The organism is Coralloluteibacterium stylophorae (genome assembly GCF_018122625.2).
Classification (GTDB): Bacteria; Pseudomonadota; Gammaproteobacteria; order Xanthomonadales; family Xanthomonadaceae; genus Coralloluteibacterium; species Coralloluteibacterium stylophorae.
In genome coordinates this window covers 237,091-260,837 of record NZ_JAGQFT020000004.1, presented here as the reverse complement: position 1 = coordinate 260,837, position 23,747 = coordinate 237,091, and the positions used below count along the sequence as shown (strand labels likewise).

15 protein-coding genes are annotated in these 23,747 nt (G+C 72.1%); 10 read left to right on the top strand and 5 right to left on the bottom strand.

Annotated elements, in window-relative coordinates:
- Window positions 1-45 precede the first annotated feature (45 nt).
- Entirely contained in the window at window positions 46-2,289 is a 2,244-nt protein-coding gene (gene mdoH / locus KB893_RS07880) for a glucans biosynthesis glucosyltransferase MdoH (protein ID WP_211925615.1), read from the top strand.
- Between the two features lie 21 nt (window positions 2,290-2,310).
- On the opposite strand, the gene KB893_RS07875 is transcribed toward mdoH, so the two are convergent.
- Together KB893_RS07875 and KB893_RS07870 are read right to left on the bottom strand one after the other, a co-directional pair.
- Complete coding sequence (locus KB893_RS07875) at window positions 2,311-4,557, bottom strand: S9 family peptidase (RefSeq protein ID WP_211925614.1); 2,247 nt, start codon at window positions 4,555-4,557, stop codon at window positions 2,311-2,313.
- A 29-nt stretch (window positions 4,558-4,586) separates the two neighbouring features.
- On the bottom strand, window positions 4,587-5,282 hold the full coding sequence (locus KB893_RS07870; protein WP_211925613.1) for a glutathione binding-like protein: 696 nt from the start codon (window positions 5,280-5,282) through the stop codon (window positions 4,587-4,589).
- A gap of 166 nt (window positions 5,283-5,448) precedes the next feature.
- On the opposite strand from KB893_RS07870, the gene KB893_RS07865 reads away from it, so the two are divergent.
- From KB893_RS07865 to KB893_RS07845, 5 genes are all read left to right on the top strand, one after another.
- A complete protein-coding gene (locus KB893_RS07865; protein WP_211925612.1) occupies window positions 5,449-6,510 on the top strand; it encodes a saccharopine dehydrogenase family protein in 1,062 nt (353 codons plus the stop codon).
- Window positions 6,511-6,574: 64 nt separating this feature from the next.
- A complete protein-coding gene (locus KB893_RS07860; protein ID WP_211925611.1) occupies window positions 6,575-6,796 on the top strand; it encodes a hypothetical protein in 222 nt (73 codons plus the stop codon).
- 176 nt (window positions 6,797-6,972) lie between these two features.
- On the top strand, window positions 6,973-10,278 hold the full coding sequence (locus tag KB893_RS07855; protein ID WP_211925610.1) for an EAL domain-containing protein: 3,306 nt from the start codon (window positions 6,973-6,975) through the stop codon (window positions 10,276-10,278).
- Window positions 10,279-10,321: 43 nt separating this feature from the next.
- Window positions 10,322-12,496: a DNA helicase II gene (uvrD, locus tag KB893_RS07850; protein WP_211925609.1), complete on the top strand. Its 2,175-nt coding sequence runs from the start codon at window positions 10,322-10,324 to the stop codon at window positions 12,494-12,496.
- On the top strand, window positions 12,493-13,617 hold the full coding sequence (locus tag KB893_RS07845; protein WP_211925608.1) for a TRAP transporter substrate-binding protein: 1,125 nt from the start codon (window positions 12,493-12,495) through the stop codon (window positions 13,615-13,617). Before uvrD ends, KB893_RS07845 begins: the two co-directional genes overlap by 4 nt.
- A gap of 13 nt (window positions 13,618-13,630) precedes the next feature.
- Here the strand turns inward: KB893_RS07845 and KB893_RS07840 are convergent, their stop codons facing one another.
- Window positions 13,631-14,086, bottom strand: coding sequence for a DUF2782 domain-containing protein (locus tag KB893_RS07840; protein WP_246505500.1), 456 nt, complete (start codon window positions 14,084-14,086; stop codon window positions 13,631-13,633).
- Window positions 14,087-14,188: 102 nt separating this feature from the next.
- Between KB893_RS07840 and polA the strand changes: the two genes are divergently transcribed.
- The gene (gene polA / locus KB893_RS07835) at window positions 14,189-16,948 is read left to right on the top strand and encodes a DNA polymerase I (protein ID WP_211925607.1); all 2,760 of its coding nucleotides are present in this window, start codon (window positions 14,189-14,191) and stop codon (window positions 16,946-16,948) included.
- A 424-nt stretch (window positions 16,949-17,372) separates the two neighbouring features.
- Window positions 17,373-17,546: a DUF1328 domain-containing protein gene (locus KB893_RS07830; RefSeq protein ID WP_211925606.1), complete on the top strand. Its 174-nt coding sequence runs from the start codon at window positions 17,373-17,375 to the stop codon at window positions 17,544-17,546.
- Window positions 17,547-17,553: 7 nt separating this feature from the next.
- Here KB893_RS07830 and hemF read toward each other — a convergent pair whose 3' ends face one another.
- Both hemF and KB893_RS07820 read right to left on the bottom strand, forming a co-directional pair.
- Window positions 17,554-18,465 (bottom strand): oxygen-dependent coproporphyrinogen oxidase, encoded by a 912-nt coding sequence (hemF, locus tag KB893_RS07825; RefSeq protein ID WP_211925605.1) that lies wholly within the window; start codon window positions 18,463-18,465, stop codon window positions 17,554-17,556.
- A gap of 218 nt (window positions 18,466-18,683) precedes the next feature.
- Window positions 18,684-21,041: a S9 family peptidase gene (locus KB893_RS07820; RefSeq protein WP_213173598.1), complete on the bottom strand. Its 2,358-nt coding sequence runs from the start codon at window positions 21,039-21,041 to the stop codon at window positions 18,684-18,686.
- Between the two features lie 189 nt (window positions 21,042-21,230).
- Between KB893_RS07820 and KB893_RS07815 the strand changes: the two genes are divergently transcribed.
- A complete protein-coding gene (locus KB893_RS07815; RefSeq protein WP_338026901.1) occupies window positions 21,231-22,637 on the top strand; it encodes a cytochrome ubiquinol oxidase subunit I in 1,407 nt (468 codons plus the stop codon).
- A gap of 2 nt (window positions 22,638-22,639) precedes the next feature.
- The gene (gene cydB / locus KB893_RS07810) at window positions 22,640-23,650 is read left to right on the top strand and encodes a cytochrome d ubiquinol oxidase subunit II (protein ID WP_211926472.1); all 1,011 of its coding nucleotides are present in this window, start codon (window positions 22,640-22,642) and stop codon (window positions 23,648-23,650) included.
- Window positions 23,651-23,747: the final 97 nt, after the last annotated feature.

Sequence of the window (23,747 nt, the reverse complement as noted above, 5' to 3'; positions counted from 1 at the left end):
ACGAGGCCCGCCCTGAGCACCCCCGCCCCCCACGAGAGCGACGCCGTGCGCGACATCCGCGCCCGCCTGGACGCCGCGGCCGACCTTGCGCCGGTGCGGGACGAGGACGCGGCCGGGCGCCCGCTGCTGCGACTCGGACCGCGCCTCAACCGCGGCACGATGGTGGCGCGGACGTGGCCGCTGCGCACGATCTGGACCAGCCCGTTCAGCCGCCGCGGCGATCCGGTCGTGGATTCGCCCGACCCGCGCGGGCCCTGGCAGACCCAGGCGCGGCTGCGGCGCACCGTGCTGACCATCCTGACCCTGCTGGTGACCGCCTGGGGCGTGGTGGCCATGGCGCAGGCACTGCCCTACGGCGGCCGCCAGCCGCTGGAGATGGCGACGCTGGCCATGTTCGCGGTGCTGTTCCTGTGGCTGTCGGCGGGCTTCTGGAGCGCGGTGGCGGGCTTCGTCCTGGCCCTGATCCGCGGCGACGGCCTGTCGATGTCGAAGCAGGGCCACGAGGCGGGGGCGATCGCCGCCGACGCGCGCTGCGCGATCGTCATGCCGATCGCCAACGAGGACGTGGCGCGGGTGTTCGCCGGCCTGCGCGCGACCTACCGCTCGGTCGTCGAGGCCGGCGTGCTCGCGCACTTCGACTTCTACGTGCTCTCGGATTCCGGCGACCCCGACACCCGCGTCGCCGAGATCGACGCCTGGCGCCGCGCCTGCGCCGACCTCGACGCGCACGGCCGCCTGCACTACCGCTGGCGCCGGCACCGGGTGAAGAAGAAGAGCGGCAACATCGCCGACTTCTGCCGGCGCTGGGGCCGCGACTACCGCTACATGGTGGTGCTCGACGCCGACAGCATCATGACCGGCGACTGCCTGGCGACCCTGGTGCGGATGATGGAGGCCAGGCCCAACGCCGGCATCATCCAGACCGTGCCGCACCCGATGGGGCGCGAGACCTTCTATGCGCGCGCGCAACAGTTCGCTTCGCGCGTGTACGGGCCGCTGTTCACCGCCGGCCTGTGCTTCTGGCAGCTCGGCGAATCGCACTTCTGGGGCCACAACGCGATCATCCGGGTCAGGCCCTTCATGGACCACTGCGCGCTCGGGCGCCTGCCGGGCCGCGGCTTCCTGTCCGGCGAGGTGATGTCGCACGACTTCTGCGAGGCCGCGCTGATCCGCCGCGCCGGCTGGGCGGTGTGGATCGCCTACGACCTGGAGGGCAGCTACGAGGAGCTGCCGCCGAACCTGCTCGACGAGCTCGGCCGCGACAAGCGCTGGGCCGGCGGCAACCTCAAGAACATGCGCTTGCTGTTCGCGCGCGGCATCTATTCGGCGCACCGGGTGATGTTCGTGATCGGCGCGCTCGCCTACGTGTCGTCGCCGCTGTGGCTGCTGTTCCTGGCGATCTCCACCGGTCTGCTCGCGCACCAGGTCAACACCACGCCGGTGTACTTCACCGAGCCCAACCAGCTCTATCCGGACTGGCCGCACTGGGATGCGACCGCCGCCATCTCGCTGTTCACCGCGACGATGGTGCTGCTGTTCGCGCCCAAGGTGCTGGCGCTGCTGATGGTGGTGTTCCGGCGCTCGAAGGAGTTCGGCGGGCGCATGCGGCTGGCGCTGTCGATCGTGCTGGAGACGGTGTTCGCCGCGCTGCTGGCGCCGGTGCGGATGCTGTTCCATACCCAGTTCGTGATCGCCACGATCCTCGGCATCAAGGGCAAGTGGACCTCGCCCTCGCGCGACGACGCGGCCACGCCGTGGGGCCTGGCGATCCGCCAGCACTTGCCGCAGACGGTGATCGGCATCGCCTGGCTGGCCTACGCCATCCACCTCAATCCAGCGCTGGCGCTGTGGCTGCTGCCGGTGGCCGGCGCGATGGCGCTGTCGATCCCGCTGTCGGTGGTGTCGAGCAGCGTCACGCTCGGCCGCGTCACCCGCCGCTTCGGCCTGTTCCTGGTGCCCGAGGAGACCCGGCCGCCGAAGGAGCTGGGCTGGATGCGCGAGGAGCTCGCGCGCGCGCAGGCGCGGCCGGAGCCGGCGTTCGAGGACGCGGTCGGCGACGCCACCCTCAACGCCATGCTCTGCGCCGGGGCCAACGGGCGCCGACGTGGGCTGGACGCCCCGCACACGCGGCTGCCGGCGCTGGTCCAGACCGGCCGCGGCGACGGCCTGGGCGCACTCGATGCCGGCGCGCGCGGCGCCCTGCTCGGCGACCCGGGGGCGTTGTGGCGCCTGCACGCGCTGCAGTCCAGCCACCGCCCGCAGGCGGCCGCGGCGCCGGCGGAAGGCTGAACCCGCCGCCGGCGCGCCGCATCACTGCGGCGTCAGGCAGCGGTCGAAGAAATCCGCGGTCAAGCGCAGCCGGTGCAGGCTGTCGCTGCCGCGCAGGCCGTGCTTGGCGCCGGGATAGGTCATCAGCTCGAACGCGGTGCCCTGCTTCTGCAGCGCGCTCATCAGCTGGGTGGAGTTGGTGAACAGCACGTTGTCGTCGGCCATGCCGTGGATCAGCAGCAGCCGCGAGGTCAGGCCCGGCAGGTGCTCGAGCACGCGCGCCTCGCGGTAGCCGTCCGGATTGGCGTCCGGAAGGTCCATGTAGCGCTCGGTGTAGTGCGTGTCGTAGAGCGCCCAGTCGGTGACCGGCGCGCCGGCCACGCCGCAGGCGTAGTCGTCGGACGCGCGGGCCAGCAGCATCAGGGTCATGTAGCCGCCGTTGGACCAGCCGTAGACGCCGATGTGGGCGTCGTCGACCCAGGGCTGCGCGCGCAGCCAGGCCACGCCCGCGCGCTGGTCGTCGACCTCGACCGTGCCCTGGCGCCGGTGCAGCGCCGACAGGAAGGCCTGGCCGCGCCGTGGCGTACCGCGGTTGTCCAGCGAGAACACCACGTAGCCGTGCTGGGCCAGGTACTGGTTGAAGTCCGGCGCCCAGGTCCGGCGCACCGTCTGCGCGGCCGGGCCACCGTAGACCAGCACCACCACCGGGTACTGCCCGGCCGGGTCGAAGCCGGTCGGGCGGATCAGGCTGTAGTGCAGCGGCGTCTCGCCATCGGCCGCGGTGATCGTGCCGAACTCGACCGGCCGGTGCGCGGCGCGGAAGCGCGCGTAGGGATGCTCGGGGTCGTCCAGATCGTTGTCGACCAGGGTGTCGATCACGCGGCCGTCGGCGCGGTGGAGCACGGTCTGCGGCGGGGTCTGCGGATTCGACCAGCTGTCGACGTAGACGCTGGCGTTGTCGGCAAACTCGATCTCGTGCCAGCCCGGCTCCTCCGTGAGCCTCCGCGGTTCGCCGCCGGCCAGCGGCAGCGAATACGCGTGGCGCTCCAGCGGCGAGGCGCGGGTCGCGCTGAAGAACACGGTGCCGGCCTCGGCGTCGATGCCGAGCACGTCCTCGACCATCCACTCGCCCTCGGTGAGCTGGCGGCGCAGGCGGCCGTCGAGGCCGTAGACGTAGAGGTGCTGGAAGCCGTCGCGCTCCGAGCCCCACAGGAAGGTCTCGCCGCCGGCGAGCATGCGGAAGATGCCGTTGAGGTTGATCCAGGTGTCGCTGGTCTCGCTCAGCAGGGTGCGCTGGGTGCCGGCGTCGAGGTCGGCGAGCACGAGGTCGAGCCGGCGCTGGTCGCGGCTCTGGCGCTGGAAGGCGAGGCGGTCGCCGTCGATCCAGTCGACGCGGGCGAGGTAGATGTCCGGGTCCGGACCGAGGTCGACCGGGCGGATCGCGGCGGTGTCGCCGGCGTCGACCATGGCGATCACGTTCAGGCCGATCGCCACGTTCGGATCGCCCGCCGCCGGATAGCGCTGCTCCACGACCTCGGTGCGGTCGGGATAGATCTCGTAGCGCTTCTGCACCGGCACGCCGGACTCGTCGATGCGGGCGAAGGCGATGGCCGAATCGTCCGGAGCCCACCAGTAGCCGGTGTGGCGGTCCATCTCCTCGTCGGCGACGAACTCGGCCACGCCGTTGCCGACGGTCTCGCTGCCGTCCGTGGTGAGGCGGATCTCGCGGCCGGAGGCCAGCTCGATCACCCACAGGTCGCGGTCGCGCACGAAGCTCACCCAGCCGCCCTGCGGCGAGACCTTCGGGTCGGTGGCGAAGCCCTCGCCGTGGGTGAGCCGGCGCACCGCGCCGTCGCCGCGCGTGGCGAGATCGTAGAGGTAGAGCTCGCCGCCGAGCGGGAACAGCAGCCGGCGCGCGTCGGGCGCCCACTGGTATTCGACGATGCCGGAGTAGGCGGCGATGCGCTGGCGCTCGCGGCGCGCCTTCTCGGCATCCGAGAGCACTTCCTCGCCGGGCAGCACGACCTTGGAATCGACCAGCATCCGGGTCTGGCCGGAGGCGATGTCGTACTCCCACAGGTCGAGCCGGTTGCGGTCGTCGTCGCGGCCGCGCAGGAAGGTCACGCGCGAGCCGTCGGGCGCGATCCTCGGCTTCATCAGCGACGGGCCCGACAGCGAGGCGTCGCCGGTGATCGCCTCCAGCGTGAGGCGCTCGGGTTCGGCGGCGGGCGGGGCGGCGAGGGCGGAGGCGGCGAGGGTCATGCAGAGCAGCGGAAGGGCGAAGCGCATGCGGGGTGGAGTCTCCGGTCGATGGGCGGTCAGGGCCTGGGCGCGTTGCCGAACATCGCCTTCTGCGCCTCGGGGCTGCTGCTGGCGTGGCGGGGCGCGAGGCCCTCGCCGCGGGCGTAGGCGCGCTGCGTCGCCGGACGCGCGGCGATGGCCTCGAACCAGCGCTTCACCTCCGGGAAGTCGGCCAGGTCCTGCGCCTGCTTCTCGTGCGACACCACCCACGGGTAGGCGGCCATGTCGGCGATGGTGTAGTCGTCGCCGGCGATGAAGGCGCGGCCGGCGAGGCGGCGGTCGAGCACGCCGTACAGGCGCGCGGTCTCGCGCACGTAGCGGTCGATCGCGTACGGGATCTTCTCCGGCGCGTACTGGGTGAAATGGTGGTTCTGGCCGGCCATCGGCCCCAGCCCGCCCATCTGCCAGAACAGCCACTCCAGGGCCTGCACCCGCGTACGCAGGTCGCGCGGCAGGAAGCGTCCGGTCTTCTCCGCCAGGTAGAGCAGGATCGCGCCGGATTCGAACACGCTCACCGGCGCGCCGCCGCCGGGCGGGTCATGGTCGACGATGGCGGGCATCCGGTTGTTCGGCGCGATCTTCAGGAACTCCGGCCGGAACTGCTCGCCGGCGCTGATGTCGACCGGGTGGATCGCGTACTCGAGGGCGGTCTCCTCGAGCATCAGCGTGATCTTGTGGCCGTTGGGCGTCGGCCAGTAGTGCAGGTCGATCATGGTCGGCATCCGGAAGGGCGGCCTGCGACTTTACACCCCGCCGCCCGGGCCGCTGCCGGCGCGCTGCGGTCCGGAGCGCCGACGCTGCAGTGCACCATCGGCGCGCGGCGCGGCTATGCTCGATGCGCGCGCAGGGGGCGCGCCGGTTCGCCCGACGGAGAACCATATGGACTGGATGATCTATGGCGCCAACGGCTACGCGGGGCGCCTCGTCGCGGCGCAGGCGGTGCGGCGCGGCCTGCGCCCGGTGCTCGCCGGGCGCGGCGACGCGGTGCGGACGATGGCGCGCACGCTGTCGCAGCGCGACCGCGTGTTCGCGCTCGACGATGCGCCCGGGATGGCGCACGCCCTCGACGGGATCGGCCTGGTGCTCAACTGCGCCGGTCCCTTCGCCCGCACCTGCCCGCCGCTGCTGCGCGCCTGCCTCGAGCGCGGCGTGCACTACCTCGATCTCAGCGGCGAGATCGACGTCTTCGCCCATTGCCATGCGCTGGACGCGGAAGCCCGTGCCCGCGGCGTGGTGGTGCTGCCGGGGGTGGGATTCGACGTCACCGCCACCGACGGCGTCGGCGCCCGGCTGCACCGGGCGGTGCCGGCGGCGACGTCGCTGGTGCTCGCCTTCGAGACGCGCGGCCGGCCGAGCCCGGGCACCGTCGGCACCCTGATCGAGGGCCTCGCCGCGGGCGGACGGGTGCGGCGCGCCGGAGCGCTGTGCGAGGTGCCGCTGGCGGCGACGCTGCGCGAGTTCGCCTGTCCGCCGCAGGCGCAGGGGGAACCGGAGCGGCGTCGCTGCGCGATCAGCGTGCCCTGGGGAGACCTCTACACCGCCGGGGTATCCACCGGGATTCCCGACGTCGAGGTGTTCATGGCGACGCCGCCGCGGCGCGCGCGCTGGATCCGGCGGCTGCGGCCGCTGGCCGTGCTCGCGCGCGTGCCGGCCCTGCGCCGGATGCTGCACCGCCATCTCCTCGCGCGGCTGCGCGGGCCGGACGCGGAGGCCCGGCGCCGGCACGGCGCCATGGTCTGGGGCGAGATCCGCGACGCCGGCGGCAATGCCGCCAGCCTGCGCCTGCGCCTGCCCAACGCCTACGACTTCACCGTCGAGGCGGCCCTGGCCGCAGTCGGCCGCCTGCGCTGCGGCCTCGCGCACGGGACCGGCTTCCATACCCCGACGACGCTGTTCGGCGTGGACTTCGTGTTCGGACTGCCCGGCGTCGAGGCGGTCTGAGCGGCCGCTGGCAATGGCGCCGCACCCTGCCTAGGCTTCGCCGACCTTTCCCTCGGATCCTTCCATGCGCACCCTCGCACTCGTCCTCGGCGTCCTTCTCCTGGTGGCCGGAGGCCTGATCTCGGCCGGCATCGTCAACGTCCAGATGCAGGAGCAGGTGGCCAAGCTGGGTCCGCTGGAGATCAACCGGACGAAGACGGAGACGCCGGAACCTGCCATTGGCTGGGTGCTGCTCGGCGCCGGCGCGCTCTCGCTGGTGGTCGGGCTGGCGATGCGCAGGCGCTGAGCGCGATCCGTTACCGCCCGGGGCGTAGCCGGCGCGTCACGGCTATCCACGCCGGCGTCGCTTGACGTGTCCGCGCGCGAGCGGAGTAAATGGCGTGGATGGAAACCGATGCCGTCACAGGGGGGGTGACCGGCGGGGCGGGCACGGGCGGCCACCCACGACAGGGCGGCCACGTCGTGATCGTCCTCGCCGTGGTCGCGAGCGTGCTGGTCGCGCTCGCCCTGCTGCTGTGGCACACGCGCGCCGCGCGGCTCGAAGCCGGCGCGCACGAGGCCATGGCCGTGGCCGCGGGGCTGGAGCGCCAGATCGACCTCCAGGTCCGCAACCTCGACCGCGCGATGCGCGGCCTGCGCGCCGACGCGCTGCGCTTCGAGGCACTGCGGCCGGACGCGGCCGCGGAACTGACCGCGCATTCGGCCGGCGAGGTGGTGGCCCGCAACGACGAGCTCGCCGAGCTCCGGGTCGCCGGCGGCGCGGACTGCGCTGGCGCCCAGCGGCAGGAAGGGCTGGCGATCGGGCCGCCGGAGCGGCATGCCGTGGGCGCCGTCCTCCCGCTGGCGCTGGCCATGCCGGGCGGCCGCTGCGTGCTCGGCCTGCTGCGGGTGGCGCGGCTGGACGAGGCCCTGCGCACGGCGGAGCTGTCGGGCGGGCTGGCCACGCTGATGCTGGAGGGCGGCACCGTCGTCGCCCGCTCCGTGGAATCGTCGCGCTATCTCGGCGCCGATCTCTCCGCAACGCCGCTGTTCACCGAGCAGCTTCCGGCGGCCGGGCGGGGCAGCGGCGAGATCACCAGCAGCCTCGACGGCGTGGAGCGCGTGTTCGCCTACGTGCACATGCCCGAGTACCCGTTCGTGGTCGCCGCGGGCCTGCCGCGCTCCGCCCTGCTCGCGCAGTGGTGGACCTTCGCTCTGGCCGCGGCGGTGCTCAGCGCGCTGATGCTGGCGGGCTGGGGCCTGCTGGCGGCCAGCCTCAGGCGCGGCGCCCGGCGCCGGCGCGCGCACGAGGCGCAGTCGCTGGCGCAGTCGCAGCGGGTCGCGGACGCCGAGGCCGGCGAGCGCGCCGCGCAGGCGCAGTACCGCTTCCTGTTCGAGCGCCATCCGCTGCCGGTGCTGGTGTTCGACCGCGAGGACCTGCGCATCCTCGAAGTCAACGATTCCGCGGCCGTGCACTACGGGCACGGCCGCGAGGCCATGCGCACGCTGAGCCTGCTCGACCTGCTCCCTGGCAAGGAGCGGGAGCCGGCGCGGCGGGCCATGGCCGCGCCCGTCGACGATGCGATCTGGCGCGGCTCGCTGCGCCGGCACCTGCGTGCCGACGGCAGCGTGGTGGTCAACGAGGTCTACGGCAGCGACCTCGACTTCGACGGCCGGCCGGCGCGCCTGCTGCTGATGATCGACGTCACCGACCGCCTGCGCGCCGAGGCGGAGCTCGCGCTCAGCGAGGAGCGCTTCCGCCTCGTCGCGCGCGCCACCAGCGATGCGATCTGGGACCTCGACGTGGACTCCGGCGCACTGTGGTGGAGCGAGAGCTTCTTCCAGCTGTTCGAGCATGCGCCGCAGAGCGTGGCGCGGAACCTCGACGGCTGGGAGGCGCTGGTGCACGCGGACGACCGTGCGCGCGTGGCCGCCAGCCTGGAGGCGGCGATCGCGGATCCGCAGGTGAGCAACTGGGAAGCCCGCTACCGTCTGCGCTGCGGCACCGACGGCTATGCGCAGGTGGTCGACCGCGGCTTCATCCTGCGCGAGGCGGGCGGCCGCGCGGTGCGCGCGGTGGGCAGCGTGTCCGACATCAGCCAGCGCCTGCGCGACGAGGCCGACCTGCGGGTCCTGCGCAACGCGGTGCATTCGGCGGAGGACGGCATCGCCATCGCCGACGCGGCCGCGCCGGACCTGCCGCTGGTCTACGTCAACCCGGCCTTCGAGCGCATCACCGGCTATGGCGCGGCGGAGGTGCTGGGCCGCAACTGCCGCTTCCTGCAGGGCGCCGATACCGAGCAGCCGGCGCGCGACGCACTGGCGCATGCGGTGGCCTCGCAGCGCGAGGCGCGGGTGCTGCTGCGCAACTACCGCAAGAACGGCGAGATGTTCTGGAACGAGCTGCTGGTCGCGCCGGTGCGCGACGAGTCGGGCGCGATCACCCATTTCCTGGGCATCCAGAACGACGTGACCGAGCGCCAGCGCATCCAGGAGCAGATCGCGCACCGCGCGACCCACGACGAACTCACCGGCGTGCCGAACCGGCAGCTGCTCATCGACCGGCTGGAGCAGGCGATCCGCCTGGGCGAGGCGCAGGCGCATGCGGTGGGCGTGGCCTTCGTCGACCTCGACGACTTCAAGCTGATCAACGACAGCCTCGGGCATGCGGTCGGGGACGAGGTGCTGCGCACGGTGGCGGCGCGGCTGCTGGCCAGCGTCGGCCCCACCGATACCGTCGCCCGCTTCGGCGGCGACGAGTTCGTGCTGCTGGCGTCCGACCAGCCGCAGGGCGCGCTGGGCGAGGCGCTGGAGCGCGCCTACGCGGCGCTGGCCCAGCCGATCGAGGTGCAGGGCGCGCAGCTCTACGTCACCCCCAGCATCGGCTACGCCCGCTATCCGGACCATGGCGCCGCCGCCGACCTGCTGCTGCGGCGGGCGGATCTGGCCATGTACCAGGCCAAGCAGCGCGGACGGAACTGCATCGTCGCCTACGAGCAGGCGTTCGACCGCGGCGCCGGCGAGCGCCTGCAGCTGGTCCTGCAGCTGCGCGAGGCGCTGCGCCAGGAGCAGTTCGTGCTCGCGTTCCAGCTGCAGTTCGACCGCAGCGGCACGCCGGTGGGCGTGGAGTCGCTGCTGCGTTGGAAGCACCCGGAGCGCGGCCTGCTGGCGCCGGGCCATTTCATCGGCGTCTGCGAGGAGAGCGGCCTGATCGTGCCGATCGGGCGCTGGGTGCTGCGCGAGGCGGCGCGGCGCTGGCGGATGCTGGCCGATGCCGGCTTCGGCGACCTGCGCGTCGCGGTCAACGTCTCGGCGATGCAGTTCCAGCAGGGCATCGCCGACGACGTCGCCGCGGTGGTGCGCGAGTTCGAGCTGCCGCGCGGCGTGCTGGAGATCGAGCTCACCGAGAGCGTGGTGATGTCCAATCCCGAGGCCGCCGTCGCCAGCATGCAGCGCATCCGCGGCGACGGCGTGTGCATCGCCATCGACGACTTCGGCACCGGCTATTCGAGCCTGGCCTACCTCAAGCGCCTGCCGCTGCACCGGCTGAAGATCGACCGCGCCTTCGTCCGCGACCTCGGCACCGGCGCCGACGACGAGACCATCTGCAGCGCGATCATCCGCCTCGCCCAGAGCCTGGGCCTGAAGGCGATCGCCGAAGGCGTGGAGACCGAGGCGCAGTGGCGCTGGCTGCAGGACTGGGGCTGCGACGAGGTGCAGGGTTTCCTGTTCGCGCGGCCGATGGGCTTCGACGACCTCCTGCGCCAGCTGCGCCTGCGCGGCGGCTGAAGGCGCCGCGGCCGCCCGCGGGAGGGGCGGGTAGAATCGGCGGATGGATGTCTCCCACCTGCTCGACGCGCTGAACCCCGCGCAGCGCGAGGCCGTCAGCGCCGAACCGGGCCACGCCCTGGTGCTCGCCGGCGCCGGCTCCGGCAAGACCCGGGTCCTGACCCACCGCATCGCCTGGCTGACCGAGGTCGTCGGCGTCCCGCCGCACGGGATCCTGGCGGTGACCTTCACCAACAAGGCCGCGGCCGAGATGCGCCAGCGCGTCGAGGCGCAGATGGACGCCGGCCCGCTCGGCCTGCGCCGCGGCATGTGGATCGGCACCTTCCACGGCATCGCCCATCGCCTGCTGCGCCTGCACTGGCAGGAGGCGAAGCTGCCGGAAGGTTTCCAGGTCATGGATTCCGACGACCAGCTGCGCCTGGTCAAGCGCGTGGCCGCCGACCTCGACATCGCCGAGGACCGCCACCCGCCGCGGCAGATCATGTGGTGGATCAACGCGCAGAAGGACGAGGGCAAGCGTCCGCAGCACATCCAGCCGGCCGGCGGCGACCTCTACGGCCAGACCCTGCTGCGCGCCTACGCCGCCTACCAGGAGCGCTGCGACCGCGCCGGCCTGGTCGACTTCGCCGAACTGCTGCTGCGCGCGCACGAGCTGCTGCGCGACAGCGAGGCGCTGCTGGTCCACTACCGGCGCCGCTTCCGCGAGATCCTGGTCGACGAGTTCCAGGACACCAACGCGGTCCAGTACGCCTTCGTGCGGCTCCTGGCCGGGGACGGCGGGCATGTGATGGTGGTCGGCGACGACGACCAGTCGATCTACGGCTGGCGCGGCGCGCGCGTCGAGAACGTGCAGCAGTTCCTCGAGGACTTCGCGGGCGCACGCACCATCCGCCTCGAGCAGAACTACCGCTCCACCGCCAACATCCTCGGCGCCGCCAACGCGGTCATCGCCCACAACCCCTCGCGCCTGGGCAAGAAACTGTGGACCGACAGCGGCCAGGGCGAGCCGGTCGACCTCTACGCCGCCTACAACGAGATCGACGAGGCACGCTACGTGATCGAGCGCATCCGCCAGTGGGTGCGCGACGGCGGCGCCTTCGGCGAGTGCGCCATCCTCTACCGCTCCAATGCGCAGTCGCGGGCCTACGAGGAGCAGCTCATCGCCGAGAGCGTGCCCTACCGCGTCTATGGCGGGCTGCGCTTCTTCGAGCGCGCCGAGATCAAGGACGCGCTGGCCTACCTGCGCCTGGTCGCCAACCGCGCCGACGACGCCGCCTTCGAGCGCGCGGTGAACACGCCGCCGCGCGGCATCGGCGGCAAGACCCTGGACGAGGTCCGGCGCCTGGCGCGGGCGGAGTCGCTGCCGCTGTGGCAGGCCGCGGTGCGGCAGAGCGCGGGCGGCACGCTCGCCGCGCGCGCGCGCAACGCGCTGCGCGGCTTCGTCGAGCTGGTCGAGGCGCTGTGCGCCGACTGCGGCGACGCGACGCTGTCGGAGCAGGTCGACCACGTCATGGCCCGCTCGGGCCTGCGCGAGCACTACGCTGGCGAATCGAAGGGGCAGCTCGACTCCAAGGTCGAGAACCTCGACGAGCTGGTCTCCGTCGCCTCGCGCTTCGCGCGCGCCGAGGACGACGAGGGCATGCCGGAACTGGTCGCCTTCCTCGCCTACGCCTCGCTCGAGGCCGGCGAGGGCCAGGCGGAGGCCGGTGCCGAGGGCGTGCAGCTCATGACCCTGCACAGCGCCAAGGGCCTGGAGTTCCCGATCGTGTTCCTGGGCGGGCTCGAGGAAGGCCTGTTCCCCAGCGTGAAGTCGGCCGAGGAGGGGCGGCTCGAGGAGGAGCGTCGCCTGGCCTATGTCGGCATCACCCGCGCCCGCGAGAAGCTGGTGCTGTCCTATGCCGAGTCGCGGCGCATCCACGGCTCGGAGATGTACGGCGTGCCGTCGCGTTTCCTGCGCGAGATCCCCGGCGAATTCCTCAACGAGGTGCGGCCGCGGGTGAACGTGTCGCGGCCGGTGTTCGCCGGCCGCTTCGCGCAGCCGGCGCTGGCCGAGGCCGCCGCGTTCCAGCTCGGCCAGGCGGTGACGCATCCGGTGTTCGGCCTCGGCACGGTGATGGACTGCGAGGGCTCCGGCCCGCATGCGCGCATCCACGTCAACTTCGAGGACGCCGGGCCGAAGTGGCTGGTGCTGGCCTACGCCAAGCTGGAGGCGGCGTGAGCGAGCGCGCTCGAGGCGCGCCGCCGCTGGACCGCCGGGGCGTGCTGAAGGCCGCCGCCGGCGCGGCGCTGGCCGCCGGCCTGGCCGCCTGCGGTGCCGATCCGGCCCCCGCCACGGCGCCCGCCCCGCGCACCGCGCTGCGCTGGCGCATGGCGCTGGCGTGGCCGCTGGATTTCCCCGGTCTGGGCGAGGGTGCAGTGTGGCTGGCCGAGGCGATCGGCCGCGCCTCCGGCGGCCGCCTGCAGGTCGAGGCGCTGGGCGCGGGCGTGGCGGTGCCGGCGTTCGAGGTGTTCGATGCGGTCGCGCGCGGCGCGGTGCAGATGGGGCACGCGGCGAGCTGGTACTGGGAGGGTCGCGCGGCGGCCATGCCGCTGTTCACCGCGGTGCCGTTCGGACTCGATGCCGCCGAGACCGACGCCTGGCTGCACGAGGGCGAGGGCCTGGCGCTGTGGCGCGAGCTGTACGCCCATTTCGGCCTGCACGTGCTGCCGGCCGGCAACACCGGCATGCACATGGCCGGCTGGTTCCGTCGCGAGGTGCGCGGGCTGGCCGACCTGCAGGCCCTGCGCATCCGCATGCCCGGCCTTGCCGGACGGGTGATCGCCCGCGCCGGCGCGCAGGTGCGGTCGGTCGCCGGCGCGCGCCTGGTCGAGGCGCTCGCCGACGGCGAACTCGATGCCGCGGAGTGGATGGGGCCCTACAACGACCTCGCCCTCGGCCTCGATGCCGCCGCCGGCGTCTACCACTATCCCGGCTGGCAGAAGCCGCAGATGACCGCCGAGTGCCTGGTCAACCGGGAGCTCTGGGCGGCCCTGCCGGGCGAGCTGCAGGCGGTGGTCGAGGCCTGCTGTCGCGCGCTGGACGTGGGCATGCGCGCCGCGTATGCGCGGCACAACCAGGACGCACTCGGGCGTCTGGTGCAGGACGGCAAGGTCGCGCTGCGTCCGCTGCCGGCCGAGGTGCTGGCCGCGCTGCAGGGCGCGGCCGCGGACGAACTCGACGATCTCGCCGCCGCCGATCCGTTCGCGCGCCGGGTGATCCAGTCCCAGCGCGGCTTCCGCGCGCGCAGCCGCGACTGGCGGACGCTGTCGCAGGACGCCTATGCCGAGGTGCGCGACTGAGCGCGCGCGGGCCTCAGTCCCAGCTGTAGAGCTCGTAGAGCACCGGCGAGACCGGGGCGGCGCCGTCGGCCTGGTCGAGGCTGCCGTCGCCGTTGCTGTCGACCAGGGTGTAGGGCACGCCGTTGACGGGCGTCACCTTGAGCATGGTGATCTGCCCGCCGACGCGGTACTCCTCGACCACGTCGCCGTTGTCGAGGGTGCGGATGGCGACGGTGGGCGCCGAGGCGTCGTCGGGCCGGTTGCGCACGGGGCCGCCGGTGAGCCGGTCGCGCGCGCGGTCCTCGTCGGACACCGCCTCGTCGACCTCCTCCGCCACCGATTCGCCGGGGATCTCGACGTTGCGCGGCAGCGGGGCGGCGGGTTCGACGCCGGGATCCTCCATCGCCGGCGGCGGCAGCGGTTCGGGCAGCGGCGGCTGCGCGGCGGCGAGCGGGGCGACCAGCAGCAGGGGAACGATGAGGGCACGCATGGCGGGCGGTCCGGAAGGCGGGTGGGCGAGCATTGCAGCCGATGCGTGCAGGCGCGGGCAAGGGCGACGGGGCCGCCACGTCGCGCCGCTACACTAGCGGGCATGCCTCGCCTCGTACTGATCGACGGGTCCTCGTACCTGTATCGCGCCTTCCATGCGCTGCCGCCGCTGACCAACGCACAGGGAGAGCCGACCGGCGCCCTGTTCGGGGTGGTCAACATGCTGCGCGCGACGCTGAAGGAGAAGCCCGACTACGCCGCCTTCGTGGTCGACGCGCCCGGGCGGACCTTCCGCGACGACCTCTACGCCGACTACAAGGCCAACCGGCCGCCGATGCCGGACGACCTCGCCGCGCAGGTCGGGCCGATGTGCGAGATCGTCGCCGCGCTGGGCTTCCCGATCCTGCGCGAGGCGGGGGTGGAGGCCGACGACGTGATCGGCACCCTCGCGGTGGCGGCCTGCCGGCAGGGCATCGAGGTGACGGTCTCCACCGGCGACAAGGACTTCGCGCAGCTGGTGCGGCCGGGCATCACCCTGGTCAACACCATGACCGGCAGCGTGCTCGACCCGGCCGGCGTGGTCGAGAAGTTCGGCGTGGCGCCGGAGCGGATCGTCGACTACCTCGCGTTGATGGGCGACAGCGTCGACAACGTCCCCGGCGTGGAGAAGTGCGGGCCGAAGACCGCGGCCAAATGGATCGACGCCTACGGTTCGCTCGACGGCGTGATCGCCGCGGCGCCGGAGATGAAGGGCAAGATCGGCGAGAACCTGCGCGCCGCGCTCGGACGCCTGCCGCTCAACCGCGAGCTGGTCACCATCCGCACCGACGTGGCGATGCCGCTGGGCCCCGCTGAGCTCGTCCTGCGCGGGCGCGACGCCGATACGCTGCGCGGCCTGTACGCGCGGTACGGTTTCACCCAGGCGCTGCGCGAGCTCGATGGCGGCACCGCGGCCGACGCCGCGGCCGAGGGCACGCTGCGCAACACCGCCGCCGGCTACGCGCGCAGCGGCGGGGGGCAGGCCGAGGCGGCGGATCCCGCGCTCGCCGCGAAGGGCGAGTACCGCTGCGTGACCACGCGCGAGGACCTCGATGCCTGGACCGCGCGTGCGAAGGCGGCGGAGCTGGTGGCCTTCGACGTCGAGACCGATGCGCTCGACGCCCTGCGCGCACGCCTGGTCGGGCTGAGCCTGGCGGTGCAGCCGGGCGAGGCCTGCTACATCCCGCTCGCCCACGACTACCCGGGCTGCGCGCCGCAGCTGGACTTCGACGAGGTGCTGGCCGCGCTGCGACCGGTGCTGGAGGACCCGGCGGTGGCCAAGGTCGGCCAGCACGGCAAGTACGACCTGCACGTGATGCGGCGCCACGGCATCGCCGTGCGCAACTACAGCCAGGACACCATGCTCGAGTCCTTCGTGCTGAATTCGACCGCCAGCCGGCACGACATGGATTCGCTGGCGGCGCGCTACCTCGGCTACACCACCACCCGCTACGAGGACGTCTGCGGCAAGGGCGCCAAGCAGATCGCCTTCTCGCAGGTCGAGCTCGAGCACGCGACCGGCTACGCCGCCGAGGACGCCGACGTGACCCTGCGCCTGCATCGGGCGCTGCATCCGCGACTGGAGGCCGAGCCGGCGCTGCTGGCGGTGTATCGCGACATCGAGGTGCCGCTGATCGAGGTGCTGGCGCGGATCGAGGCCAACGGCGTCCTGGTCGACGCCGAGGAACTGCGCCGGCAGAGCCACGACCTCGCCAAACGCATGCACGAGGCCGAGCAGAAGGCGCATGCGCTGGCCGGCCGCGCCTTTAGCCTCGAGTCGCCCAAGCAGCTGCAGGCGATCCTGTTCGACGAGCTGAAGCTGCCGGCCCTGGTCAAGACGCCCAAGGGCCAGCCCTCCACCAACGAGGAGGCGCTCGAGGCGATCGCCGACCAGCACGACCTGCCGCGCCTGATCCTCGACTACCGCGGTCTGGCCAAGCTGCGCGGCACCTACACCGACAAGCTGCCGGCCTCGATCAACCCCGACACCGGGCGGGTGCACACCAGCTACCACCAGGCCGGCGCAGCGACCGGGCGCCTGTCCTCGTCGGATCCCAACCTGCAGAACATCCCGATCCGCACCGAGGACGGCCGCCGCATCCGGCGCGCCTTCGTCGCACCCGAGGGTCGGCGGATCGTGGCCTGCGACTATTCGCAGATCGAGCTCCGGATCATGGCCCACCTGTCCGAGGACCCGGGCCTGGTGGCGGCCTTCGAGGGCGGCATGGACGTGCATCGCGCGACCGCCGCCGAGGTGTTCGGCGCCGGCTCGCCGGAGGCGGTCACCGGCGAGCAGCGCCGTGCGGCCAAGGCGATCAACTTCGGCCTGATGTACGGCATGAGCGCCTTCGGCCTGTCGCGCCAGCTCGGCATCGCCCGCGGCGAGGCGCAGGACTACATCGCCGCCTACTTCGCCCGCTATCCGGGCGTGCGCGACTTCATGGAGCGCACCCGCGAGCAGGCGCGCGAGCGGGGCTACGTCGAGACCGTGTTCGGGCGTCGGCTCTACCTCAACGACATCACCTCGCGGAACCAGGGCCTGCGCGCCGGCGCCGAGCGCGCGGCGATCAACGCGCCGATGCAGGGCACCGCCGCGGACATCATCAAGCGCGCGATGGTCGAGGTCGACCGCTGGCTCGACGGGCAGGGCGCGCGCGCGGCGATGATCATGCAGGTGCACGACGAGCTGGTGTTCGAGGCCGACGAGGGCTTCGTGCCTACGCTGGTGGCGGAGGTCACCACGCGCATGCAGGCGGCGGCCGCGCTGCGGGTGCCGCTGGTGGTCGATGCGGGCGTCGGGAACAACTGGGACGAGGCGCATTGACCCGCGCCGCTCGTCGGGTGCCGCGGCGCCATTCCGCCATTTGCCGACACCCATGCAACACAGCGGCGACGCGCGCGAAATACACGCATGGAAACGTTTTCGACGCAATGAATCGCCGTTGAATCCAACAGTTTATTAACGGGTTCCTTCACGATTCGTGCAGCCGCCGGCTGTTGAACTGCACCTCGACGGATGCAAGGTCCGTCGCGGATCTCCATTCACTCCCCTTGGATGGAATCCCCGGAAGGCCGGTCCCTCCCCAGACTGTCCTTCCACCGAGCCCCGCAGGCTACCCCCTGGCCTGCGGGGTTTTTTTATGCGCGCGAATCGGGCCGCGCGTGGCGGACGACGGACACCCCGCTCACGGCGCGCCTGCTGTCATGGCCGCTCCCGCGCGTGAGCGCGCGTCCCATTCGAGGTGTCCATGCTCAAGCTCGCCCTGATCCTGCTGGTGATCGGACTGATCGCCGGCGCACTCGGATTCACCGGCGTCGCCGGCGCTGCGATCGGCATCGCCAAGGTGATCTTCTATATCGCGATCGCGCTGTTCCTGATCTTCCTGGTGCTGATGCTGCTGGGCATCAACCTGTTCACCTAGCTCAGGCTCAGGCCAGCTCCGCCAGCCAGTCGCGCGGGCGCAGGTAGTCGCCGAGTCCGGCTTCCGGCGAGCCGGGCTGCGGACTCCAGGCGTATTCGAAGCGCACCCGCGGCGGCAGGCTCATCAGGATCGATTCGGTGCGGCCGCCGGACTGCAGGCCGAACAGCGTGCCGCGGTCGTAGACCAGGTTGAACTCGACGTAGCGCCCGCGCCGGTAGAGCTGGAACTCGCGTTCCCGCTCGCCCCAGGGCGTGTCGCGGCGCCGCTCGACGATCGGCAGGTAGGCGTCGAGGAAGCCGTCGCCCACCGCGCGCTGGTAGCCGAAGCAGGCGTCGAAGCCGTCGGCGTTGAGGTCGTCGAAGAACAGCCCGCCGACGCCGCGGGTCTCGCCGCGGTGCTTCAGGAAGAAGTACTCGTCGCACCAGCGCTTGTGCGCGGCATAGCGCGCCTCGCCGCCGAAGGGCGCGCACAGCGCGCGCGCGGTGCGGTGCCAGTGCAGCACGTCCTCGTCGATCGGATAGAAGGGCGTGAGGTCGAAGCCGCCGCCGAACCACCAGACCGGCGCGCGGCCGTCGGGCCGCGCCTCGAAGTAGCGCACGTTGGCGTGCGTGGTCGGCAGGTAGGGGTTGCGCGGGTGGAACACGAGCGAGACGCCGCAGGCGGTCCAGGGCGCGCCTGCGAGTTCGGGGCGGTGCGCGGTGGCCGAAGGCGGCAGGGTGGCGCCCTGCACCTCGGAATAGCCGATGCCCGCCTGCTCGAACACGGTTCCCTCCTTCAGCACCCGCGAACGCCCGCCGCCGCCTTCGGGCCGCGTCCACGCGTCCTCGGCGAAGCGCGCATCGTCGAGGCCTTCGACCGCCGCGCAGATGCGGTCCTGCAGCGAGCGGAGGTAGGTCTGGACGGCGGCGAGGTCGGGCATGGGCTTCTCGGGTGAGGCGGGAAGGGTGGGGCGGGAAGCGGGACTCGGAAATGGTGGCGGAGCGTGGGCTTGTGGCCTCGGGCTTCAGGGCTCAGGCCCAGAGTTCGTGGCCCCGAGCCCGTCCCCGCGGCCCGCCGCGGCCGGAGCGAAGCGTCGTGGACGCGGGAAGAGCGCCAGTTCCCTGTTCCCGGTTCCCCGTTCCCGCTTCATCCCCCAGCTCAATCCTTCAACGCGCGCTCGAACAGCTTGTAGATCCGGCGGTACTCGTCGAACCAGGCATCGGACTCGACGAAGCCGTGCCGCTCCAGTGGATAGGCGGCCATCTCCCAGTTGTCCTTGCGCAGCTCGATCAGGCGCTGCGACAGCCGCACCGAATCCTGGAAGAACACGTTGTTGTCCATCATGCCGTGGGCGATCAGCAGGTGGCCCTGCAGCCCCTCGGCGTACTCGATCGGCGAGGAGCGGTCGTAGGCCTCCGGGTCGATGTCGGGCGTGTTGAGGATGTTGCTGGTGTACTCGTGGTTGTAGGCGGTCCAGTCGGTGACCGGGCGCAGCGCGGCGCCGGCCTCGAACGCCTCCGGCGCACGGAACATCGCCATGAAGGTCATGAAGCCGCCGTAGCTGCCGCCGTAGATGCCGACGTTGTCGCGGTCGCCCTGGTGCTCGGCGACGAGCCAGTCGATACCTTCGAGGTAGTCCTCGAGCTCGGGATGGCCCATGTTGCGGTAGATCGCCGTGCGCCAGTCGCGGCCGTAGCCGGCCGAGCCGCGGTAGTCGAGGTCGAGCACGATGTAGCCGGCGTCGACCAGGACGTTGTGGAACAGCTGCTCGCGGAAATAGTTCGGGTAGTTGGCGCTGGTGTTCTGCAGGTAGCCGGCGCCGTGCACGAACATCACGATCGGGTAGCGGCGGCCCGGCTCCATCGTCTCCGGCGTGTAGAGCTTGCCCCAGATGCTGCCGGCGCCGTGCTGCGACGGCACCTGGACGAACTGCGGCTGGATGAAGTCGTAGGCCCGATAGTCGGTGGTGCGGGTGTCGGTCAGGCGCCGTGCCTGGCCGCCCGCGGCCGGCACCACGGCGAGCTGCGGCGGCACGTAGCTCGACGACCAGTGCACCAGGAGGTCGTCGCCCTGCGGGGCGAGGGTGTAGCTCTCCACGCCGTCGAGCGCGGTCAGTTCGCGCACCTCGCCGCCGGCCAGCGGCGCATCGCAGACCTCGTAGTCGCCCGGCCACTCGCGGTTGCAGACGAAGAGCATGCGGCTGCCGTCGGCCGACACGTGCGGCTGCGAGACTTCCCACTCGCCGCGGGTGAGCTGGCGCGGCGCGGCGCCGGCACGCTGGGTGTAGAGATGCGAGTAGCCGGACTCCTCGGACAGGAACCACAGCGTGTCGTTGTCGGGCAGCCAGCCGAACTCGTTGAACGACCAGTTGATCCAGGCCGCGTCGTGCAGGCGGTGCGCGGGCACCAGTTTTCCGCCGGCCAGGTCGACCGTCGCGATCCAGCGGTCCTTGTTGTCGACCGCACGCAGCATCACCGCCACGCGGGTGCCGGCGTCGTTCCAGCGGATGCCGTCCACGCGCACCGCACGGTTGCCCTCGAGCGCGGGTTTGCCGGCCTTCTCGCGGAGCGCGGCCAGCGGGTCGGTGGCGATGCCCGGCAGCGGGTCCAGCGCCAGCGGCGTCTGGGAGCCGGTCTGCAGGTCGACCAGGACGAGCTTCTGCCCCTCCGGGGCGTTGCGGCCGACGCGGGTGCGCGCGTCCTCGGATTCCTCGTAGCCGGACTCGGTGACGTAGATCGGCATCTTGCTGCCGCGCCCGCCGTCGGCCTTCTCGCCCCTGTCGGTGACGACCACCAGCCAGCGCCCGGCCGGCGACAGCGCGTGCTCGGCCGCGGCGACGTCGGCGCCCAGGTACACCGGCCGCGGCGCGCGCGTCGGATCCACCGCACGCAGCGCCTCGTCCCGCTCGCGCTCGGCCTCGCGGTTGGTGCGGCGGTCGGCGAGCGTCGAGCTCAGGCGCAGCTGGCGCTCGCGCAGATAGTCGGCCTCCGGGGCGGCGGCGGGATCCTTCTCGGCGCGGATCTCCGCGCGCGGGGCGGCCGGGCCCTCGGCGCTCCAGCCGTACCAGGTATCGCCGCTGCGCCAGATCAGGCCGCGACCGTCGGCGGTGAAGCGGACGTCGGCCGCGCCCTCGTTGCTGCGCCAGACCTGGGTCAGCGCGCCGTTGCGCAGGTCGCGCAGGAACACGTTGCCATCGCGGACGAAGGCCTCGCGGCTGCGGCTGGCGTCGTAGACCGGATCCGGCGCGTCGATGGTCGCCAGCGCGGCGTCCTCCACCCGCGCCGCACTGCCGCCGGCGGCCGGCTGCGTCCAGACGTCCTCGATCGGCGAGCCCGCGCGCTTGAGCCGGTAGTAAACGCTGTCGCCGTCCCAGCTCCACCAGGCGTCCTCGACCGGCGGGCCGATCCAGTCCGGGTCGGCCATGGCCTGTTCCACGTCGAGGTCGGGCGCCTGGGCGTTCGCCGCCAGGGGCAGCAGGAGGGCGAGGGGCAGCAGGGCGGACACGGCGTTGCGCATGGGCAGGATCCGGATGGGCGTGATCGAACCGGCAAGCCTAGCAGCCGCGACGGCGGCGGTTGATGTGTCGGAAGGCCCGGCGCACCGCCGCGCGCGGCGGGCGGGTGCGACAACGGGTCGCACCCGTGTCCACGCGATGACTTCACGCCGCCCACCTACAATGGCCGCCGGACTTTCCGGAGCATGCCGGTGGATCTCGATCCTCTCCTGCTGTCGCGGATCCAGTTCGGGTTCGTCATCTCGTTCCACGTGCTGTTTCCCGCGATCACCGTCGGCCTGGCGAGCTGGCTGGCCTTCGTCGAGTGGCGCTGGCTGCGCACGCACAACCCGCTCTGGCGCGAGCTCTATTTCTTCTGGACCAAGATCTTCGCCGTCACCTTCGGCATGGGGGTGGTGTCGGGCATCGTGATGAGCTTCCAGTTCGGCACCAACTGGTCGGGGCTGTCCTCGGCGGCCGGCGCCATCCTCGGCCCGCTGCTGAGCTACGAGGTGCTGACCGCCTTCTTCCTGGAGGCGTCCTTCCTCGGCGTGATGCTGTTCGGCTGGAATCGGGTCAAGCCGGGCCTGCACTTCCTGGCGACCTGCATGGTCGCGCTCGGCACGCTGATCTCGACCTTCTGGATCCTCTCGGCCAACAGCTGGCTGCACAGCCCGGCCGGCTACACCCTGGTCGACGGCGCCTTCCATCCGGCTTCGTGGATGGAGGTGATCTTCAACCCCTCGTTCCCCTACCGCCTGGCGCACATGGTGCTGGCGGCCTTCATCAGTACCTGCTTCATCGTCGGCGGCACCGCGGCCTTCTACCTGCGCCGCGGCCGTCACGTCGAGGAGGCCACGCGCATGCTGCGCCTGGCGGTGGCGTTCGCCGCGATCACGGTGCCCGCGCAGATCGTCGTCGGCGACCTGCATGGCCTAGAGGTCCACGAACTGCAGCCGAGCAAGCTCGCGGCGATCGAGGCGCACTGGGAGCGCGAGGAGGAAGGCGCGGGCGTGCCGCTGGTGCTGTTCGCGCTGCCCGACGCCGAGGCCGAGCGCAACCGCGCCGAGCTCGCCATCCCGCGGCTTGGCAGCATCATCCTCACCCACAGCTGGGACGGCGGGATCGCGCCGCTGAGCGAATTCGCGCCGGAGGACCGCCCGCCGGTGTGGCCGGTGTTCTGGGCGTTCCGGGTGATGGTGGGCCTGGGCTTCGCGATGCTGGGCCTGGTCGCCTGGTCGCTGTGGCAGTGGAAGCGCGGGCGCCTGTTCGACACGCCGCTGCTGCTGCGGGCCTGGTCGTGGATGTGGCCCAGCGGCCTGGTGGCCGTGCTGGCCGGCTGGATCACCGCCGAGATCGGCCGCCAGCCCTGGGTGATCTACGGCCAGCTGCGCACCGCGGATGCGGTCAGCGCGGTATCGGGCGCCGCGGTCGCGGTCTCGCTCGCGGCGTTCGTGCTGGTGTACCTGTTCGTGTTCGGCATGGGCGGCTACTACATCGGCGTGATGGTGCGCCGCGGGCCGGCACGCGTGCATCCGCCCGAGCACGACGCCGAGCGCAAGAGCGCATCGCGCCCGATGTCGGCCGCCGACGACGAGCCGCTGGAGGTGGACGCATGAACATGGACATGGACACCGTGCTGCCGGTGGTGTGGTTCGGCGTGATCGGCTTCGGGATCCTGATGTACGTGCTGCTGGACGGCTTCGTGCTGGGCATCGGCGTACTGGCGGTGTTCGCCGAGAGCGACGATCAGCTCGACATCAGCATGAACACCGCCGCGCCGATCTGGGACGGCAACGAGACGTGGCTGGTGCTGGGCGGCGTGGCCCTGTTCTCGGCCTTCCCGCTCGCCTACTCGGTGCTGCTGTCGGCGCTCTACCTGCCGGTGCTGGCGATGCTGCTGGCGCTGATCTTCCGCGGGGTGGCGTTCGAGTTCCGCTTCAAGGCGATCCGCTGGAAGCGGTTCTGGGGCGTGTGCTTCGCCGCGGGTTCGCTGGTGACGGCGTTCGCGCAGGGCACGATCCTGGGCGCGGTGGTCGAGGGCATGCCGCTGCAGGAAGGCCGCTACGCGGGCGGCGTGTTCGGCTGGTTCAGCCCGTTCTCGATGCTGACCGGGACCGCGGTGGTGTTCGGCTATGGGCTGCTCGGCAGCACCTGGCTGATCCTCAAGACCGAAGGCCGCACGCAGGAGATCGCCTATGCGCTGACCCGGCCGCTGGTCGGCGTCACCATCGCCTTCATGGGCCTGGTCAGCACCTGGCTGCCGTTCCTGGACTCCGACATCATGGCGCGCTGGTTCGAGGGCACCAATTTCCTGTGGCTCTCGCCGATCCCGCTGCTGGCGGTGGCCAACGCGGTGGCGCTGTGGGTGGCGGTCCTGCGCAAGGCCGAGGTCGCGCCGTTCGTGCTCGCGCTGAGCTTCTTCGGGCTCGGCTTCGTCGGCCTGGTCATCGGCATGTGGCCCAACCTGATCCCGCCGAACCTCGACATCTGGCAGGCCTCCTCGCCGGCCTCCAGCCAGGGTTTCGTGCTGGTGGGCCTGGCGATCCTGCTGCCGGTGATCCTCGGCTACACCTGGTGGTCCTACACGGTGTTCCGCGGCAAGGTGACGGCGGACGTGGGGTATCACTGATGTGGGTGAGGCGGTTGGGGTGAGGCGGTTGGGGTGAAGCGGTCGGGGTGAAGCGGGAACGGGGAACCGGGAACTGGAGGGTGCGGTGACCGGGGGC